At 64.7% G+C, this 17,222-nt stretch carries 15 protein-coding genes and 1 tRNA gene; 9 read left to right on the top strand and 7 right to left on the bottom strand.

Features of this window, described 5'->3' with window-relative positions:
* Nucleotides 1-168: 168 nt before the first annotated feature.
* Together carB and QJT78_RS13600 are read right to left on the bottom strand one after the other, a co-directional pair.
* Nucleotides 169-3,633, bottom strand: coding sequence for a carbamoyl-phosphate synthase large subunit (gene carB / locus QJT78_RS13605; protein ID WP_038942752.1), 3,465 nt, complete (start codon nucleotides 3,631-3,633; stop codon nucleotides 169-171).
* A gap of 144 nt (nucleotides 3,634-3,777) precedes the next feature.
* On the bottom strand, nucleotides 3,778-4,947 hold the full coding sequence (locus tag QJT78_RS13600) for an MFS transporter (protein WP_028150673.1): 1,170 nt from the start codon (nucleotides 4,945-4,947) through the stop codon (nucleotides 3,778-3,780).
* Between the two features lie 112 nt (nucleotides 4,948-5,059).
* On the opposite strand from QJT78_RS13600, the gene QJT78_RS13595 reads away from it, so the two are divergent.
* Nucleotides 5,060-5,431 carry a helix-turn-helix transcriptional regulator gene (locus tag QJT78_RS13595; RefSeq protein WP_028150674.1) on the top strand — a complete coding sequence of 124 codons (372 nt, stop codon included), beginning with the start codon at nucleotides 5,060-5,062 and terminating at the stop codon, nucleotides 5,429-5,431.
* A gap of 137 nt (nucleotides 5,432-5,568) precedes the next feature.
* Here the strand turns inward: QJT78_RS13595 and QJT78_RS13590 are convergent.
* A tRNA-OTHER gene (locus QJT78_RS13590) sits at nucleotides 5,569-5,644 on the bottom strand.
* 54 nt (nucleotides 5,645-5,698) lie between these two features.
* Nucleotides 5,699-6,400, bottom strand: coding sequence for a class I SAM-dependent methyltransferase (locus QJT78_RS13585; protein WP_028150675.1), 702 nt, complete (start codon nucleotides 6,398-6,400; stop codon nucleotides 5,699-5,701).
* A gap of 115 nt (nucleotides 6,401-6,515) precedes the next feature.
* Here QJT78_RS13585 and QJT78_RS13580 point away from each other — a divergent pair, with 115 nt between their 5' ends.
* Nucleotides 6,516-7,040, top strand: coding sequence for a DNA starvation/stationary phase protection protein (locus QJT78_RS13580; protein ID WP_028150676.1), 525 nt, complete (start codon nucleotides 6,516-6,518; stop codon nucleotides 7,038-7,040).
* A gap of 116 nt (nucleotides 7,041-7,156) precedes the next feature.
* On the opposite strand, the gene QJT78_RS13575 is transcribed toward QJT78_RS13580, so the two are convergent.
* Nucleotides 7,157-7,684: a cupin domain-containing protein gene (locus tag QJT78_RS13575; RefSeq protein WP_028150677.1), complete on the bottom strand. Its 528-nt coding sequence runs from the start codon at nucleotides 7,682-7,684 to the stop codon at nucleotides 7,157-7,159.
* 148 nt (nucleotides 7,685-7,832) lie between these two features.
* The gene (gene carA / locus QJT78_RS13570) at nucleotides 7,833-9,023 is read right to left on the bottom strand and encodes a glutamine-hydrolyzing carbamoyl-phosphate synthase small subunit (protein WP_014492091.1); all 1,191 of its coding nucleotides are present in this window, start codon (nucleotides 9,021-9,023) and stop codon (nucleotides 7,833-7,835) included.
* 146 nt (nucleotides 9,024-9,169) lie between these two features.
* Here carA and QJT78_RS13565 point away from each other — a divergent pair, with 146 nt between their 5' ends.
* From QJT78_RS13565 to QJT78_RS13535, 7 genes are all read left to right on the top strand, one after another.
* Nucleotides 9,170-9,898, top strand: coding sequence for an alpha/beta hydrolase (locus QJT78_RS13565; RefSeq protein ID WP_028150678.1), 729 nt, complete (start codon nucleotides 9,170-9,172; stop codon nucleotides 9,896-9,898).
* A gap of 33 nt (nucleotides 9,899-9,931) precedes the next feature.
* Nucleotides 9,932-10,387 (top strand): GatB/YqeY domain-containing protein, encoded by a 456-nt coding sequence (locus QJT78_RS13560; RefSeq protein WP_028150679.1) that lies wholly within the window; start codon nucleotides 9,932-9,934, stop codon nucleotides 10,385-10,387.
* Nucleotides 10,388-10,600: 213 nt separating this feature from the next.
* On the top strand, nucleotides 10,601-11,743 hold the full coding sequence (locus tag QJT78_RS13555; protein ID WP_028150680.1) for an epoxide hydrolase family protein: 1,143 nt from the start codon (nucleotides 10,601-10,603) through the stop codon (nucleotides 11,741-11,743).
* 124 nt (nucleotides 11,744-11,867) lie between these two features.
* Nucleotides 11,868-13,478 carry an acyl-CoA synthetase gene (locus QJT78_RS13550; RefSeq protein WP_028150681.1) on the top strand — a complete coding sequence of 537 codons (1,611 nt, stop codon included), beginning with the start codon at nucleotides 11,868-11,870 and terminating at the stop codon, nucleotides 13,476-13,478.
* A 13-nt stretch (nucleotides 13,479-13,491) separates the two neighbouring features.
* On the top strand, nucleotides 13,492-13,959 hold the full coding sequence (locus tag QJT78_RS13545; protein WP_028150682.1) for a MarR family transcriptional regulator: 468 nt from the start codon (nucleotides 13,492-13,494) through the stop codon (nucleotides 13,957-13,959).
* A gap of 80 nt (nucleotides 13,960-14,039) precedes the next feature.
* Nucleotides 14,040-14,408, top strand: coding sequence for a nuclear transport factor 2 family protein (locus QJT78_RS13540; RefSeq protein WP_028150683.1), 369 nt, complete (start codon nucleotides 14,040-14,042; stop codon nucleotides 14,406-14,408).
* Nucleotides 14,409-14,410: 2 nt separating this feature from the next.
* Nucleotides 14,411-14,854 (top strand): hypothetical protein, encoded by a 444-nt coding sequence (locus QJT78_RS13535; RefSeq protein WP_028159430.1) that lies wholly within the window; start codon nucleotides 14,411-14,413, stop codon nucleotides 14,852-14,854.
* Nucleotides 14,855-14,856: 2 nt separating this feature from the next.
* On the opposite strand, the gene QJT78_RS13530 is transcribed toward QJT78_RS13535, so the two are convergent.
* Nucleotides 14,857-17,088, bottom strand: coding sequence for an ATP-binding protein (locus QJT78_RS13530; protein ID WP_028150685.1), 2,232 nt, complete (start codon nucleotides 17,086-17,088; stop codon nucleotides 14,857-14,859).
* Nucleotides 17,089-17,222 lie beyond the last annotated feature (134 nt).

The raw sequence follows: 17,222 nt of genomic DNA, 5'->3' as shown, positions 1-17,222 counted from the left end.
GCGCGGCAACCTTGATTCGTCAGTATGTCCGGGGGGCTGAACACGCCGCCGCCGAAGCGTTATGTGGGTCTGGCGCCGGAACAGAACAACCACAATGCCCGGACAGTTCCTCCGGCCATTGTGGCTTCATTGCCAATTACTTACCGGCAGCCTAGCCGCCACTAGCGATCAGGTTTCCGAAAAGTAGCTCTGCAGGGTCCGAACCTCAAGGTCCCCGCCCAGATAGGCGCGGATGCCCTGCGCGGCTGCCACGGCCCCGGAAAGAGTGGTGTAATACGGCACTTTATGCAAGAGGGCCGCGCGCCGCAGCGAACGGCTGTCGGCGAGCGCCTGCGGGCCTTCGGTGGTGTTGAGGACGAGCTGGACGTCGCCATTGGTGATGGCATCGACGATGTGCGGCCGTCCCTCAAGCACCTTGTTGACCCTCTCGGTCGGGATGCCCTGATCGGTCAGGAAGCGCGCCGTGCCCGATGTCGCCAGCACCTTGAAGCCGAGCGAATGCAATTCACGAACGGCCTCGGCGATGCGCGTCTTGTCGCTCTCGCGAACAGAGACGAACACCGTGCCCTTGCGCGGCACCCGCGTGCCGCCGCCGAGCTGACTCTTGGCAAAGGCTATCGCGAAGGAGCTGTCGATGCCCATGACCTCGCCGGTCGACCGCATCTCGGGGCCGAGCACCGTGTCGACGCCGGGGAAGCGGGCGAACGGAAACACCGATTCCTTCACGCCGACATGCTTGAAGTCCGCCTTCTTCAGCTTGAAGTCGGCGAGCTTCTCGCCGGCCATGATGCGCGCTGCGATCTTGGCGACCGGCGTGCCGACCACCTTGGCGACGAAGGGCACCGTGCGCGAGGCGCGCGGGTTGACTTCGAGCACGTAGATCTCGCCGTCCTTGATCGCGTACTGCACATTCATCAGGCCGACGACGTCGAGGCCGAGCGCCAGCTCACGCGTCTGCCGCTCCAGCTCCTCGATCATCCTGGCATCGAGCGAGTGCGGCGGCAGCGAGCATGCGCTGTCGCCGGAATGGATGCCGGCTTCCTCGATGTGCTCCATGATGCCGACGATGAAGGTGTCCTTGCCGTCGCAGAGGCAGTCGACGTCGATCTCGGTGGCATCGGACAGATAGCGGTCGAACAGCAGCGGGTTCTTGCCGAGCACGGTGTTGATCTGCCCGGTCTTGTCGTTCGGGTAGCGTGCCTTGACGTCGGCCGGCACCAGCTCCGGCAGGGTGCCGAGCAGATAGTCGCTGAGTTGGTTCTCCTCGCGGATGATCTGCATCGCGCGGCCGCCGAGGACGTAGGACGGGCGCACCACCAGCGGCAGGCCGAGATCGGTCGCGACCAGGCGGGCCTGCTCGACCGAATAGGCGATGCCGTTCTTCGGCTGCTTCAGCCGGAGCTTGTCGAGCACGCGCTTGAAGCGGTCGCGGTCTTCGGCAAGGTCGATGGCATCGGGCGAGGTACCGAGGATCGGCACTTCGGCGGCTTCCAGCGCACGCGCCAGCTTCAGCGGGGTCTGGCCGCCGAACTGCACGATCACGCCGTGCAGCGTGCCGTTGGTGCGCTCCTTCGCGATGATCTCCAGCACGTCCTCGGCGGTGAGCGGCTCGAAATAGAGCCGGTCGGCGGTATCGTAGTCGGTCGACACCGTCTCGGGGTTGCAGTTGACCATGATGGATTCGTAGCCGGCGTCATGTAGTGCGAAGCAGGCGTGACAGCAGCAATAGTCGAACTCGATGCCCTGGCCGATCCGATTGGGGCCGCCGCCAAGAATGATGACCTTCTTCTTGTCCGACGGCGAGCTCTCGTCCGCGGGCGCGCCCGCAAACAGCGCCTCATAGGTCGAATACATGTAGGCGGTCGGCGACGCGAACTCGGCCGCGCAGGTGTCGATGCGCTTGTAGACAGGGCGGACACCGAGCGCGTGGCGCTTCGCCGTCACGTCAGCTTCCGTCGTCTCGGCAAGCACAGCGAGCCGCGCATCGGAGAAGCCCATGGCCTTGAGCGTGCGCATGCCGAAGGCGTTGCCCGGCAAGCCGTTCTTCCGGACCTTCTCCTCCATGTCGACGATGCCGCGCATCTCGCTGAGGAACCACGGATCGATCTTGCAGGAGTTGAAGATGTCCTCGTTCGACCAGCCCAGCCGCATGGCCTGGGCGACCTGGAGCAGCCGGTTCGGCGTCGGCGTGCCGAGCGCGGCGCGGATCGCGTTCTTGTCGTCGTGCTGGCCTAGCCCCTCGATCTCGATCTCGTCGAGCCCGGTCAGGCCGGTCTCGAGTCCGCGCAGCGCCTTCTGCAGGCTCTCCTGGAAGGTACGGCCGATGGCCATCACTTCGCCGACCGACTTCATCGACGTGGTCAGCGTGGTCGATGCGCCCGGGAATTTCTCGAAGGCGAAGCGCGGAATCTTGGTGACGACGTAGTCGATGGTCGGCTCAAACGAGGCCGGCGTCGCGCCGCCGGTGATGTCGTTGGCGATCTCGTCCAGCGTGTAGCCGACCGCGAGCTTGGCTGCGACCTTGGCGATCGGGAAGCCGGTGGCCTTGGAGGCCAGTGCGGACGACCGCGACACGCGCGGATTCATCTCGATCACGACCATGCGGCCGTCTTCGGGATTGACGCCGAACTGCACGTTGGAGCCGCCGGTCTCGACGCCGATCTCGCGCAGCACCGCCAGTGAGGCGTCGCGCATGATCTGGTATTCCTTGTCGGTCAGCGTCAACGCCGGCGCGACCGTGATGGAGTCGCCCGTGTGCACGCCCATCGGATCGAGGTTCTCGATCGAGCAGACAATGATGCAATTGTCTTTCTTGTCGCGCACGACCTCCATCTCGTACTCTTTCCAGCCGAGCACGGATTCTTCGATCAGCACTTCGTTGGTGGGAGACGCGTCGAGCCCGCGCTCGATGATGTCGAGGAACTCTTCCTTGTTATAGGCGATACCGCCGCCGGTGCCGCCCATCGTGAAGGACGGGCGGATGATTGCGGGCAGGCCGATCTCGGACAGCGCCATCAGCGCCTGGCCGAGCGCATATTCCTGGTAGCGCTTGCGACGGTCGCTTTCGCCGAGCACCCATTGCCGTTCGTGTTCCTCGAGGGCGGCACCCGACAGCTTCTCGCGTTCGGCCCGGTGCTTGTCGCGGAAGGACTTCTTCAACTCCGACGCGTTGGCGAGCCGCGACTTTGGCGTCTCAAGCCCGATCTTGGTCATGGCCTCGCGGAACAGCTGACGGTCTTCGGCCTTGTCGATCGCATCCGCTGTTGCGCCGATCATCTCGACGTCGAACTTTTCCAGCGTGCCCTGCCGGCGCAGCGACAGCGCGCAGTTCAGCGCGGTCTGTCCACCCATGGTCGGCAGCAGCGCGAAGCCGCCGGGAATGACGTGACGTTCCTTCTCGATGATCTTGGCGACGATCTCGGGCGTGATCGGCTCGATATAGGTGGCGTCGGCCAATTCCGGGTCGGTCATGATGGTGGCCGGGTTGGAATTGACGAGGACGATGCGATAGCCCTCCTCCTTCAACGTCTTCACCGCTTGCGTGCCCGAATAGTCGAACTCGCAGGCCTGGCCGATTACGATGGGACCGGCGCCGATGATCAGGATGGTGGTGATGTCTGTACGTTTGGGCATCAACTCTCGCCGAAGTGGAATTTAGGCACAAAAAAAGGGCGCGCTTGTTGCGCGTCCCCTGTGGCCGAGAGCGCGTTGGTCTCCCTCGCGCGCGGGTGGGTCTTAGACCAGTTTTCGGGGCGGCGAAACCCCGAAAAACGCCCATCAACCGGCAATTTTGACGGGTTTTGGCCGTGCTTGCCAGCCACGGGCGAGATGCACCAGCAGCGAGGCCGCAACGCTCGATCCGCCGATCCAGCCAAGGTCGGTCGGCGAGAGGGTGGCGAGCACCGCGCCACCCAGGGCCCCGCCGATGGCGAAGCCGAGATACATGGCGGAGGCGTTGAGCGAGAGTGCGATCATCGAGGCCTGCGGCTCGATCCGGATGATGCTAGCGATCTGAGCCGGATAGAACGCCCAGCCCGAGATGCCCCAGAGGAAGATCGCGCCCAGCACCGCATAATGCGCCTGTCCCGGCATCAGCTTCAGGACCAGCGAATGCAGGATCAAGGCGCTCGCCATGCCGGCGAGCCCAAGGCCTGCGGTGGCGAGCGTCCCGAGTCGGTCGGCCAGGACACCGCCCAGCATGTTCCCGATGGCGGCGGCGCCGCCGAACACCAGCAGCGCGAGGCTGATCTGCGCGGCGTCGAAGCCGAGGCCGCGCAGCGGGACCGCGAAATAGGTGAACACGGTGAAGCCGCCGAGCGCCCATAAGATCGTGATCAGAAGCGCGATCACGACGTTGCTGTGACGCGCCACCGCCAGTCGTTCGCTGAGCGAGGCGGTGTTGCGCGGCAGGCCGCGGGGCAGGCCAAGCAGCAGGCCGGCAAGAGCAACCGCGCCGATCAGGGCCACCATGGCAAAGGTCGCGCGCCAGCCGAGCAGGCTGCCGACAAGATTGCCGAGCGGGACGCCGATCACGGTTGCAACCGTGAGGCCCGAGGTGACCAGCGCCACCGCGCGGCCGCGCCGTTCGGGCGCGGCGACGGCCACCGATACGGCGAGCGCCGTCGGCATGCACAGTCCGGAGCCCAGTGCCATCAGCATGCGGGAGGCCAGCAGCAGGACGTAGCTGGAAGCCAGCGTCGCGACGAGATTTCCGGCGATGAAGGTCGATAGCGCCAGGGCCAGCACGGTGCGGCGGTCGATGTTGTTCAGCGTCACCGCCAGGATCGGCGAACCCACCGCATAGGTGAGGGCGTAGGCGGTGACCAATTGGCCGGCCGCCGGGACGGAAATCGAAAGATCGGCGGCGATCGACGACAAAAGCCCTGCAATGACAAAGCCTTCGGTACCAATCGCGAAGGCCGCGAGAGCCAGCCAGAACACGCTCATTGGACAATATCCCTATGTTCAACGTTTATTGAACTATTGAATACGAGGGTCAGGAAGTCAATTGGTTCAAGAACTATTGAACATCGCGGCCAGTTTGCTATGATTCCGGACCATGAGCCGTACGCCCCTTCATCCCACCCGCGAGCAGATCGAGCTGCCGATGGTTCTGGATTGCCTCAGCGATCCGATCCGGTTGGCCATCGTCTATCAGCTCGCGCAGCAGGAACGTGTCAGCAGCGAACTTTGCTGTGGCGACTTCAGCGGCCTTTCCGGCAAATCCAACCTCGCCTACCACTTCGCCAAGCTGCGCGAATGCGGCCTGATGCTGACGCGCGTGGCGGGCACCAACCGCTTCATGCGGCTCCGCCGCGAGGATCTGGACGCACGCTTTCCGGGGCTGCTCGATGCTGTCCTCAGCTCCGCAGCCAAGGATGCCGACCGGCTTCAGCTGCTGTCCGAGTGCGAAACGGTCGAAGTGGATTGAAGTTTGAGAGGGGTGCTCGCAGACAGCTGAGATGCCGTCCGTCTTCGCTTTCGCTTCGCTACAGCTACGCCGGACACGCTGCGCCCCTTCGGGCCTTGCGTGGCTGCGCCACGCGTAGCCCCGAGAGGGGCGAAGCGTGGAGACCCGGCCTGGATTTGAACCAGGATGAAGAGCGTTGCACCGCCCTCGCGTAGACGCTTCCGCCACCGGGCCGCGACGATCTTTACCTATCGGCGTGTGACAAGCCACCTCGGGCAGTCATTATGCTTAACGGACTAGAGGCGGCCGCGCGATGAAGGTCATGCGCCAGCGATTATGGCCGATATTGGTGTGGGCGCGCTGGACAGCGAAGCCGGCCGCGGTCAGCTTGGCGACGATTTCGTCCTCGCCATAGCGCTGAAGCCCGATGCGCGTGCGCAGATGACGGTAATCCGACAGCGCGGTGCTGATCAGCCCGATCAGCGCGTCCTTCAGGAAGCCGTGACGCAGGCCGAAGCTGAGCAGCGCCATCACATCCCTGAACATGCCGACATTGGGCTGCAAGATATCTCCGAGCACGAGCTTGCCGGACGGGGTCAGCAATCGCCGGATGTTGACAAGCGCGACATCGAGCTCGTCGGGCGTCATGTACTGCGCGACCGAGTTCATCACCGCGAGGTCGATCGACTGGTCCTGCATTTTGCGGACGTCGTCGAGTGAGCGGACGCGGATCTTGGTGTTCGGGGCAAATCGCGCGATCAGCCGGCCACGCACGCCGGGGGCGGGCTCGGCGAGAATCAGCTTGCCGCAGGCCGCGGCCACCTGGCTCGCCGACAGCGCCTCGCCGCAGGCATAGTCGAGCACGGTCGCCTCGGGCGATGAGATGTAGCCGATGATGTCCCGCGCGATGATCTGGAAGTGCAAGTCGCGATGCAGCTTGCTGACATAGATCGTATGCGTGGAGTCGTAGTAATCGATCCAATCGTCCATGGTATTTCGTAGGTCCCGGCCAAACGGTTCCTGTCAAGGAACCGGCGCTGCCCGCCTTGCGTTAGGGGTGCGACGGCGCGCCGTCAATGTCCGCGTCCTAACAGGAAGGTTTCCCGTGAGCAAAGCCCCCACCAAGGTCTCGCCCGATCTCGATACCCCCACCGATCTGTCGTCCGATGGGGTCAAGAAGGTCTCTGAGGCGCTCAACGTGCTTCTGGCTGATGCGTTCGCGCTCTATCTGAAGACCAAGAATTTCCACTGGCACATCAGCGGCCGGCACTTCCGCGACTATCATCTGCTGCTCGACGAGCAGTCCGACCAGATCTTCGCCACCACCGACCAGCTCGCCGAACGCGTCCGCAAGATCGGCGGCACCACGCTGAAGTCGATCGGCCAGGTCGCCAAGCTCCAGACCATCAAGGACAACAACGAGGACTACGTCCCGCCACGCGAGATGCTGCGCGAGCTGATGCAGGACAACAAGCACGTCGCCGCGGCGATGCGCAAGGCACACGAGGTCTGCGACGACGCCGGCGATGTCGCCAGCGCCAGCATCCTCGAAAACTTCATCGACGAGACCGAGCGCCGGACGTGGTTCCTGTTCGAGGCCACCCGCCAGGAAGGCGGCAACGAGGCGTAAGGAATTGCGTAGGGTGGGCAAAGGCGCGCTTCTTGCGCGCCGTGCCCACCATCTATCCTTGCGGCTTGAACTGATTGGTGGGCACGCTCCGCTTTGCCCACCCTACGGCGTCGCGCTTATGGCCGGCTCCACAGCCGGATCAACGCCCCGTCCTTGCCCGTCACCGGATCGGCCGGCGGCAGCGCGACCTCGGGAATCGTCTTCAGTGCCCTGGCGTGGTTCTCCGCCGTTGCCCGCGTCACCACCATCTTCGAGCCCGGCGGATAGGCGCCGATGATGCAGAAATCACTGCTGGCGCTGATGCACTGATGCCCCGTGCCGGCCGGCAGGATCGCGACGTCGCCCGCCTTGATCTCCAGCTCCTGGCCATGGTCGCCGCCGAAGCGCACGCGGGCACTGCCACGCGCGACGCCGAGCACCTCATGCACCGTCGCGTGATAGTGCAGATAGTCGTAGACGCCGTTGCGCCACGTGCCGCCCCAGCTATTCGCTTCGAACAGATTTTCGATGGTCGCCTCGGGGCGCCTGGAATCGAGCTTCACCGCATCCCGATAGACCAGGAGGGGAAGGATGTTGTTCGGCACGAGCCCGTCATCTTCGAACACGATGGCGAGTGGCTCGACATTGTCGCGGACAGCGGACATGGCAGGGCTCCTGCGTGAGCGTAGCAGGAATCAACGAGGGGCGTGAGACGACGTTCCTCGCGTCCACCGCAGCGTCGAGCCCGAATGACAAGAGCCCGGGTCAAGGCCCGGGCTCGATGTCGTCAACGCAATCGCAGGAGAGCCGGCGTTACGCGCTCTTCTTCTGCCGCATCAGATCCGCGAAGCGCTGGAACAGATAGTGCGAGTCGCGCGGGCCCGGCGAGGCCTCGGGGTGGTACTGCACCGAGAACACCGGCTTGCCGTCGAGCTGGATGCCGCAATTGGATCCGTCGAACAGCGAGATGTGGGTCTGCGTCGCGCCCTTCGGCAGCGTCGCCTCGTCCACTGCAAAACCGTGGTTCATCGAGGTGATCTCGACCTTGCCGGTGGTCTCGTCCTTCACGGGATGATTGGCGCCGTGATGGCCCTGATGCATCTTCTTGGTCTTGGCGCCGACCGCGAGGCCGAGCATCTGGTGACCGAGGCAGATGCCGAACGTCGGTGTGCCCGACTTGATGACGTCCCGGATCACAGGCACCGCGTATTTACCCGTCGCGGCCGGATCGCCGGGACCGTTGGACAGGAACACGCCGTCCGGCTTCATCGCCAGAATGTCTTCCGATGAGGTCGTCGCCGGCACCACCGTCACCTTGCAGCCGACGCCGGCGAGCAGGCGCAGGATGTTGCGCTTGATGCCGTAGTCGATGGCGACGACGTTGAACTCGGGCTTGTCCTGGCGGCCAAAACCCTTGTCCCATAGCCAGGGCGTCTCGTCCCAGGTGAAGCGCTGGCCCGAGGTGACCATCGGCACGAGGTCCATGCCCTCGAGGCCCGGCCATTCGCGCGCTTCTTCCTTCAGGCCATGCAGGTCGAACTCGCCGTTCCTGGCATGCGCGATCACGGCGTTGGGCATGCCCTTGCTGCGGATCAGCGCGGTCAGTGCGCGGGTGTCGATGCCGGAGAGGCCGATGATGCCGCGTGCCTTGAGCCAGGCGTCGAGATGCTTGGTGGCGCGGTAGTTCGAGGGATCGGTGATCGCGGTGCGCAGGATCACGCCGCGCGCGCCCGGCGTCGCGGCCATGTTCACCGTCTCGATGTCTTCCTCGTTGGTACCGACATTGCCGATATGCGGGAAGGTGAAGGTGATGAGCTGGCCGGCATAGGAGGGATCGGTAAGGATCTCCTCATAGCCGGTCATCGCGGTGTTGAAGCAGACCTCTCCGACGGCATGGCCTTCGGCGCCGAGACCGAAGCCTTCGAGCACCGTGCCATCGGCGAGCACGAGGAGCGCGGTCGGTTTGTGGTCCGGCCAGGCGGTATCGTTGTCATGTTGTGTCATGAGCCCGGTTCATAGTCCGGGCCGGCGCCGCCGTCAAAGCGGACGAGCGCCGATTCACATGCGTTTTTGCATATTTGACAGGTCCCCTCAGGCACTTAAGCTTGGCAGAATAATTTCCGCCAATTTCCCGGGCTCGCGAGGCAATAATGGACCAGACCACCCCGATTCTGCTGGTTCCGGGGTTGGCCTCCTCGGCCCGGATCTACGCCTCGGTGGTCCCGGCGCTTTGGCGGTTCGGCCCGGTGATGATTGCCAACCATATCCGCGACGACAGCATGGCGGCGATCGCCCGGCGCGTGCTGAGCGACGCCCCGCCGCGCTTCGCGCTCGCCGGCCACTCCATGGGCGGCTACATCGCGCTCGAGATCATGCGCCAGGCGCCCGAGCGGGTTTTGAAGCTCGCGCTGATCAACACCCAGGCCCGGCCCGATACACCGGAAGCGACCGCGCGCCGCCGCGGCCTGATGGAACGGGCGAGGCGCGGCGAGCTGAGCGCGGCGCGCGAGGAGATGTTTCCCGAGCTGGTGCATCCCTGGCGCCACGACGATGCCGGCATTCGAAAGCTCGTGCATGAGCAGGGCGAGGACGTCGGCGTCGAAGGCTATCTGCGACAGCAGACCGCGATCATTGTGCGGGTGGATTCACGGCCGACGCTGGCGACGATCAAATGCCCGACGCTGGTGCTGACGGGCGATCAGGACAACACGATTCCGAACGCGTTCTCCAAGGAGATGGCGGAGGGCATAGCGGGCGCGAAGCTGGTCGTCCTGGCCAATTGCGGACATCTGCCGCAGCCGGAGCAGCCCGAGGCGACGACGCGAGCGCTGCTCGAATGGCTGGGAGCCCCGGTTGTCTCGGGGCCGCGAACGGCCTAGATCAGGCGTCGGATATTCGAAGGGATCACGATCATGCTGCGCGACGATATCAACAACGCGGTCAAGGAGGCCATGAAGGCCAAGGACGAGCGCAAGCTGTCCACGCTGCGCATGGTCAACTCGACCATCAAGAACGCCGACATCGAGGCGCGCGGCAACGGCAAGCCGCCGCTGTCGGACGCCGACCTGCTCGGCGTGTTTCAGAAGATGATCAAGCAGCGCCAGGAGTCGGTCGAACTCTACGACAAGGGCGGCCGTGCCGAGCTCGCCGCCCAGGAGCGCGAGGAGATCGCGGTGATCTCGGCCTATCTGCCGAAGCAGATGTCGGACGACGAGGTGAAGAAGGCGATCGCGGATGCCATCGCCGAGACGGGCGCTGCCGGCATGAAGGACATGGGCAAGGTGATCGCGGTGTTGCGCGCGAAGTACGCCGGCCAGATGGATTTCGGCAAGGCCAGTGGCTTGGTGAAGGCCGCGCTGACAGGCTAGCTTCTTCCCTCTCCCCTTGCGGGAGAGGGTGCCTCGCGAAGCGAGGCGGGTGACGGGTTCTCTCCGCGGGTGAATCTCTCACAGTAGTCCACGTGGATAAATACCCCTCATCCGGCGCTTCGCGCCACCTTCTCCCGCAAGGGGAGAAGGTGCACCTTTGATGCCGCGTGAGTTCGGTCTACTCTCTCCCGATAGACAAATCGGGGGCAACCGATGACCGGCGCCGTCAAACCGTTTCGCATCGCCATCAGCGACGACATTCTCACCGATCTCAAATCCCGCCTCGCCCGCACGCGCTGGCCGGAGGCGGAGCTGGTCGACGATTGGAGCCAGGGCGCGCCGCTGAAATGGGTCCAGGAGATCTGCGCCTACTGGGCCAATGGCTATGATTGGCGCGCCCGCGAGGCAAAGCTCAACCGCTTCGAGCAATTCACCACCGAGATCGACGGGCTCGACATCCACTTCCTGCATGCGCGCTCGAAGGAGCCGTCGGCGCTGCCGCTGATCATCACCCATGGCTGGCCAGGGTCGATCGTGGAATTCCAGAAGGTGATCGCTCCGCTGGTCGATCCGGCCGCGCATGGCGGTGATCCTGCGGATGCGTTTCATGTGGTGTGTCCGTCGCTGCCGGGCTTTGGTTTCTCCGCCAAGCCAAGGACCACCGGCTGGGGCGTCGACCGCATCGCCGCGACCTGGGCGAAGCTGATGGATCGGCTCGGTTACGCGCGCTACGGCGCGCAGGGCGGCGATTGGGGCTCGGCGGTGACGACATCGCTGGGCGCGCAGGACGCCGAGCATTGCGCCGGCATCCACATCACGCTCGCCTTCAACGCGGCGCCGAAGGTCGAGGGCGAGCCGACGGCGGAAGAGAAGCGCGCGCTCGCCGGCCTGAAGCATTATGTCGATCTCGATTCCGGGTATTCCAAGCAGCAATCGACGCGGCCGCAGACGCTCGGCTATGGCCTGACGGATTCGCCGAGCGGGCAGGCGGCCTGGATTTTGGAAAAATTCTGGGCCTGGACCGATTGCGACGGCGATCCCGAAAACATTTTTGACAAGGACGAGCTGCTCGACAACGTCATGCTCTATTGGGCGACGGAGACGGCGACCTCCTCCGCGCGGCTCTACTGGGAGAGTTTTGGCAAGCGCCGCACTACGCCCAAGGTCAACGTGCCGACCGGCGTCGCTGTGTTCCCCAAGGAGATCATCACGCCGGTCAGGCGCTGGATGGAGCCGAACTTTCCTAACATCACGCACTGGAGCGAGATGGAGAAGGGCGGGCATTTCGCCGCATTCGAGCAGCCGGAGCTGTATGTTGGCGACGTCAGGAAATTCTTCCAGACGGTGCGCCGTTAGGGGATGCCTCCGCATCGTCATGCCCGGGCTTGTCCCGGGCTCCCACGCGCTTAAACTCAGGTCGAAACAAGAACGTGGATGGCCGGGACACGCCCGGCTGTGACGACGCTGCCGGGAAACGACCATGCTGACCGAAGCCGCAACCTACGACGAGCTCTATCGTAACTTCCGCTGGGACGTCCCGGCGCGCTTCAACATGGCGGAGGCATGTTGCGACCGCCATGCCGACGGCACGGGGCGCCTCGCGCTGGTCTATGTCGACGAGAACGGCGCAATCACGCGCACCTCCTTCGACGAGGTCGCGGAGATGTCGCGCCGCTTCGCCAATGTGCTGAAGGCCGATGGGCTCGTGCGCGGCGACCGCGTCGCGGTGTTCCTGTCGCAGTCGCTGGAGCTGCCGATCGCGCATATGGCCGCGTTCCGATCCGGGCTGATCTCGATCCCGCTGTTCGCGCTGTTCGGCGAGGACGCGCTGGAATTCCGCCTGTCGAATTCGCAAGCAAGAGCCATCATCACTGACGAAGCGGGCTGGGAGAAGCTCACGAGGATCCGCGATCGGCTGCCCTATCTGCAGGACATCTATATCACGAGCGGCGCCGTCCACGCCGGCGCAAAACCGTTCTGGTCGGCGATCGAAACCGCGTCCGAGGACTTTGCGACCGTCGATACCTCCGCCGACGACCCCGCCCTGATCATCTACACGTCAGGCACGACAGGCAATCCGAAGGGCGCGTTGCATGCGCATCGCGTCGTGCTCGGCCACCTGCCGAATGTCGAGATGTGCCACAACTTCCTGCCGCGCCCCGGCGATCTGATGTGGACGCCGGCGGACTGGGCGTGGATCGGCGGCCTCGTCAACGGCCTGTTCGCGTTCTGGTATCACGGCATTCCCCTGGTCGGTCACCGCGCGCGAAAGTTCGAGCCACAGGCGGCGATGCAGATGATGGCCGACCTCGGTGTCCGCAACGTCTTCCTGCCGCCGACGGCACTGAAGCTGATGCGGCAGGCCGGCGTGAAGCATCCGGGCGTCAAGCTGCGCAGCATTTTCACCGGTGGCGAATCGCTTGGCGGCGAGCTGCTGGGCTGGGTGCGCGAGACGTTCGGCATCGATGCGCACGAAGTGTTCGGCCAGACCGAGTGCAACCTCGTGATCGGCAGCAACTCCAACCTGTTTCCGATCCGCCCGGGGTCGATGGGCAAGGCGACGCCGGGCTTCGACGTCCGCATCGTCAACGACAAGGGCGAGGAACTGCCGACGGGGCAGCGCGGCATCATCGGCGTGCGCCAGCCATGCCCGTGCACGATGCTCGAATACTGGCGCAATCCGGACGCGACGGCGAAGAAATATGCCGGCGAATTCCTGCTGACTGGTGATCTCGGTACCCGGGATGAGGACGGCTATTTCTGGTATGTCAGCCGCGAGGACGACGTCATCACCACAGCCGGCTATCGCGTCGGCCCGTCCGAGATCGAGCACACGCTGATGAAGCACCCGTCGGTGGCGATGGCGGCGGTGGTCGGCATCCCCGATCCGATCCGCACCGAATCGATCAAGGCCTGGATCGTGCTGCGTCCCGGCTTCGCGGCAAGCGACACGCTCGCGCGCGAGATCCAGGAGTTCGTGAAGGTGCAACTTGCCGCGCACGAATATCCGCGCTTCGTCGAGTTCGCGGAGACACTGCCGATGACGGCGACGGGCAAGGTGCTGCGGCGCGAGCTGCGGGCGCGGGGTTAGGCTCTTTCAGACAATGGCAAAGACGTCTCAAGCTGCGGGGCTTCACCGCGCTTCACTTCCGAAGCTGCACGATCTCGATGTGGCGCTGGAGCTCATGTATTACGGCTGGCGCGGGATGACGCTGGAGGCCGACGCATATCTTGCGAAGCAGGGCCTGTCGCGTCCACACCACCGCATCCTCTACGTGGTGGCGCGCCGTCCCGATATCGCGATCGGCTCGCTGATCGAGATCCTCGGCATCTCCAAGCAGGCCCTGAACCGGCCGCTCAACCTGCTGCTGGAGCGCAAGCTGCTGACGTCGAAGCGGGCGCCCGAGCAGCATCGCTCCAAGCTGTTGCGCTTGACGGAGGCCGGGCGACGTATCGAGCAAAAAGCATCGGACCACGAACGCAGGGTCCTGCGCGAAGCGTTCGATCGCGCCGGGGCGTCGGGTGCGGCGGCATGGATGGCCGTCATGGGGGCGATCGCCGACAACAACTGACGATTCCTCAAGTCAATATAGTTGACATGACGCGTGAGCTTTGCCACTTTCCCGGCAACGAGCCAGGGGAGGGCTCCGCCATGAGCGGACGGACAATGGATCGCGTAGCCGCCGAGCGCTTCGTCGCGGCATGGTGTGCGAGCTGGTGCCGGATCGATATCGACGCGGTCGTCGCGCATTTTGCCGACGACGCGCAGATGCGCAGCCCTCTGGCACTATCGCTGACCGGTTCTCCGGTCGTCGCCGGCGCCGAGAACATCCGCGCTTATTGGCGCGAGGCTTATGGCCACATCGAAAGCGCCGACCTGAAGATCCTGAGCTGGAGCTGGGACGAGGCGATCGCGCGCCTGACGGTGTGGTGGCAGCTCGGCGACACGCGCGCCAGCGAGTTCATGGATTTCGACGATGCGGGCCGTGTGGTGCGCAGCGAAGCCTTCTACGGAAAATAATCATGCACCTTTCGGATTTCGTCCTGCTCCTCAACACGCTCTGGTTCGGCGGCGCCTTCATCCAGTTCAGCGTCGCCCAGGGCAACACGCTGAAGATACTCCTGCCGCGCGAAGAGCGCAGCAATCCGATCGCGCCGACGCTGGCGGCCAGCGTGGCGTTCCTGGGCGGGATGAATCTGCCGATCGGGCTTTTGTCGTTCTATCTTCTGGCCGCTCGTCCGGCCTTCTTCCAGCCGATCGAGGCGCAGCTCGCGCTGTTCCTGTTCTTTGCCGCCTGCCACTTCAGCCAGTTCGCCTATAACCTTCCGGTCCTGATGCGCGGAGGGCGCGTCGGGGTGGCCTACTGGCCCGTGCTGAAAGGTCCAATGCTCAGGATCTTCGTCATCGACGCGGCCCTGTTCGTAGCCAATCTCGGCGTAGCGCTCCGGCTGGCGTTCTCTTCCTGATTTCAGCGCGGCGACGCCGACAGGGCGGACCGCAGCATCGCGGCAAGATCCTTCCGCCGGAACGGTTTTGTCAGGATGCGGGCGTCCCCGACCCCGTCGGGCGTCTTGACGGGATTTTGGGTGTAGCCGGAGGTGAAGAGCACCTTGAGCCCGGGCCGCAAGCCGGTCGCTTGCCTCGCAAGCTCCGGCCCGAACATGCCGCCCGGCATCACGACGTCGGTGAGCAGCAGGTCGATGTCGCCGGGGTGGCGCAACAATTCGAGAGCCGCGGGACCGTTCGACGCCGCGATGACGCAATAGCCGAGCGTCTTCAGCTCGCTCTCGACATAGGCCCGAACCATGTCATCGTCCTCGACAACGAGAATGGTCTCGCTTCCGTCGGGGGCGACGATCCGTTCCGCGGGCGACGGCTGCTCGTTTGGTGGCGTCGCAAGGCGGGGAAAGAACAGCCTGACGACGCTGCCTTGTCCCGGTTCGGACTGCATCTGCACAACGCCGCCGGATTGCCGCACAAAGCCGTAGACCATGCTCAGGCCGAGGCCGGTGCCCTTGCCGACCTCCTTGGTGGTGAAGAACGGCTCGAACGCCCGGCTCGCCACCTCGGCGGTCATGCCGCTGCCGGTGTCGGTCACGGCCACCATGACGTAGTCGCCCGGCCGCGGCTCGCCGTTGACGTCAAGGTCGGATTCACCGAGCGAGGTGTTGCGCGCCTCGATCGTCAGCTTGCCGCCGAGCGGCATGACGTCGCGCGCGTTGAGCACGAGATTGAGCAGCGCCGTTGTCAGCTGGCCGGGATCGACGCTGGTCAGCCACACATCCGGTTCGAGCGCGAGGGTGCATTCGATGTGCTCGCCCAGGGGCCGGCGCAACAGCTGCTCCATCTCGCGAATCTTCGCGGCGATGTCGATGTCTCGCGGCCTCAGGGGCTGCTTTCGCGCGAAGGCGAGCAGGCTCCGCGTCAGGTCGGAGCCGCGCTCGGCGGCGGTCGCGATGTCGTTGGCGATCCGGTGCAATTCCTTGTTGCCGGCCAGCCTGTCAGCAAGATGCTCCGAATTGCCGAGAATGACGGTTAGAAGATTGTTGAAATCGTGCGCCACGCCGCCGGTGAGCTGGCCCATGGCTTCCATCTTCTGGGACTGGCTGAGCTTGTGGCTGAGGTCGGCGATGGCGGCGCGTTGCTGTTCGAGCGACTCGGCGGTGCCGTTGAGCAGGGTCATCAATCCGCCCAGCTCGCCGCCCGGGTGGGGAGGCGGAATTCGCGCGCTGAGATCTCCGAGCCCGAGTTTCTTCGCCATGGTGGCGAGACGTCCGACCTGACGCCCGACGCTCACGGTCGCAAGGATCCAGACGGCCGCGAGCAGCAGCAGCGAGGCCACCGCGAGTATCGCCACATCCTCGTAGAGCCGGCGATTCGCCGCCGCGACAAGTCCGTCCTTGGACCGTCCGACCATGATGTAGAGGCCCGCATCGCGGGTCGAAGGCGAGCGCGCGGCGACGGCCCAGACCTGCGTCCGGCCGTCGCGATCGGTCACCTCCTGATACGCCTTCCGGTCGGGCGTAGCAGCGAAGCGGAGCAGGTCGGATCCCGCGATCGACGTGCCGACCGGCTCGGTCCAGCCTCCGCGGGAGGGGGCGACCAGAACCGTTCCCTTGCTGTCGAGGAGCAGGATCTCCTTCTCGCCGAGCAGTCGCTTGTCGTGAAACTCCGCGAATTTGCGCAAGTTGAAGGAGGCGAGCAGGACCAGCTTCAGGGCCCCTGTCTCCGATCGCACCGGATAGGCGATCTGGAGCACCGATAGTCCGGTCAGCCGGCCGAATACCGGCTCGAGCGCGATGCCGCGCGACACCAGGGCCTGCTTGAAATAGGCGCGATCCCGGAGGTCGAGGGTGCGGTTGGTCCGCAGCGAATCGCAGAACAGGCTGCCGTCGGGATCGATGGTCAGTATCCCGGTGAACTGTGGGTATTCCTCGCGCACTTCCGACAGGAACGCCGAGCACGCTGCCTTGTCGCGCGTGTCAAGGTCGCGTGCACGGGCGAGACCATAGTGAAGCTGGGCGGTGCCCTGGATCTTCTCGTCCAGGTCGCTTGCAATGTCGTCGGCTGTCGCGGTCAGATTGGCCAGGGCTGCGTTGATTTCGCTGCTGCGATTTTGCACGAAGCGCAGCCCGACAAGGATGGCCGGCACCAGCATGGCCGCAATGACGAGTATCAGTAGCCGGGTACGCAAGCTCATCGGTCGGGCGGTCCAATTTGGTCGTCGCGCGTGCTGGTTCGAAGATGCAATCTGCGGCACCACCCTCCGCTCAGTCCATAGGCATCGCCCCGAAAAAGCCCCCGCGGCGAAAATTTCGGCCGCGCACGTCACTG

Source organism: Bradyrhizobium sp. Mp27, assembly GCF_029953005.1.
Classification (GTDB): Bacteria; Pseudomonadota; Alphaproteobacteria; order Rhizobiales; family Xanthobacteraceae; genus Bradyrhizobium; species Bradyrhizobium barranii.
Note: the sequence above shows the minus strand (reverse complement) of the source record. Positions and strands in the feature narration are given on the sequence as shown.

Excerpts from the sequence above, each read along its gene's own strand:
- QJT78_RS13575 (WP_028150677.1), bottom strand. The coding sequence starts at position 7,684 with ATGTCCGCTGTCCGCGACAATGTCGAGCCACTCGCCATCGTGTTCGAA.
- QJT78_RS13595 (WP_028150674.1), top strand. The coding sequence starts at position 5,060 with ATGAGCCGTACGCCCCTTCATCCCACCCGCGAGCAGATCGAGCTGCCG.
- carA (WP_014492091.1), bottom strand. The coding sequence starts at position 9,023 with ATGACACAACATGACAACGATACCGCCTGGCCGGACCACAAACCGACC.
- QJT78_RS13545 (WP_028150682.1), top strand. The coding sequence starts at position 13,492 with ATGGCAAAGACGTCTCAAGCTGCGGGGCTTCACCGCGCTTCACTTCCG.
- QJT78_RS13565 (WP_028150678.1), top strand. The coding sequence starts at position 9,170 with ATGGACCAGACCACCCCGATTCTGCTGGTTCCGGGGTTGGCCTCCTCG.
- QJT78_RS13600 (WP_028150673.1), bottom strand. The coding sequence starts at position 4,947 with ATGAGCGTGTTCTGGCTGGCTCTCGCGGCCTTCGCGATTGGTACCGAA.
- QJT78_RS13555 (WP_028150680.1), top strand. The coding sequence starts at position 10,601 with ATGACCGGCGCCGTCAAACCGTTTCGCATCGCCATCAGCGACGACATT.
- carB (WP_038942752.1), bottom strand. The coding sequence starts at position 3,633 with ATGCCCAAACGTACAGACATCACCACCATCCTGATCATCGGCGCCGGT.
- QJT78_RS13535 (WP_028159430.1), top strand. The coding sequence starts at position 14,411 with ATGCACCTTTCGGATTTCGTCCTGCTCCTCAACACGCTCTGGTTCGGC.
- QJT78_RS13585 (WP_028150675.1), bottom strand. The coding sequence starts at position 6,400 with ATGGACGATTGGATCGATTACTACGACTCCACGCATACGATCTATGTC.
- QJT78_RS13560 (WP_028150679.1), top strand. The coding sequence starts at position 9,932 with ATGCTGCGCGACGATATCAACAACGCGGTCAAGGAGGCCATGAAGGCC.
- QJT78_RS13540 (WP_028150683.1), top strand. The coding sequence starts at position 14,040 with ATGAGCGGACGGACAATGGATCGCGTAGCCGCCGAGCGCTTCGTCGCG.
- QJT78_RS13530 (WP_028150685.1), bottom strand. The coding sequence starts at position 17,088 with ATGAGCTTGCGTACCCGGCTACTGATACTCGTCATTGCGGCCATGCTG.
- QJT78_RS13550 (WP_028150681.1), top strand. The coding sequence starts at position 11,868 with ATGCTGACCGAAGCCGCAACCTACGACGAGCTCTATCGTAACTTCCGC.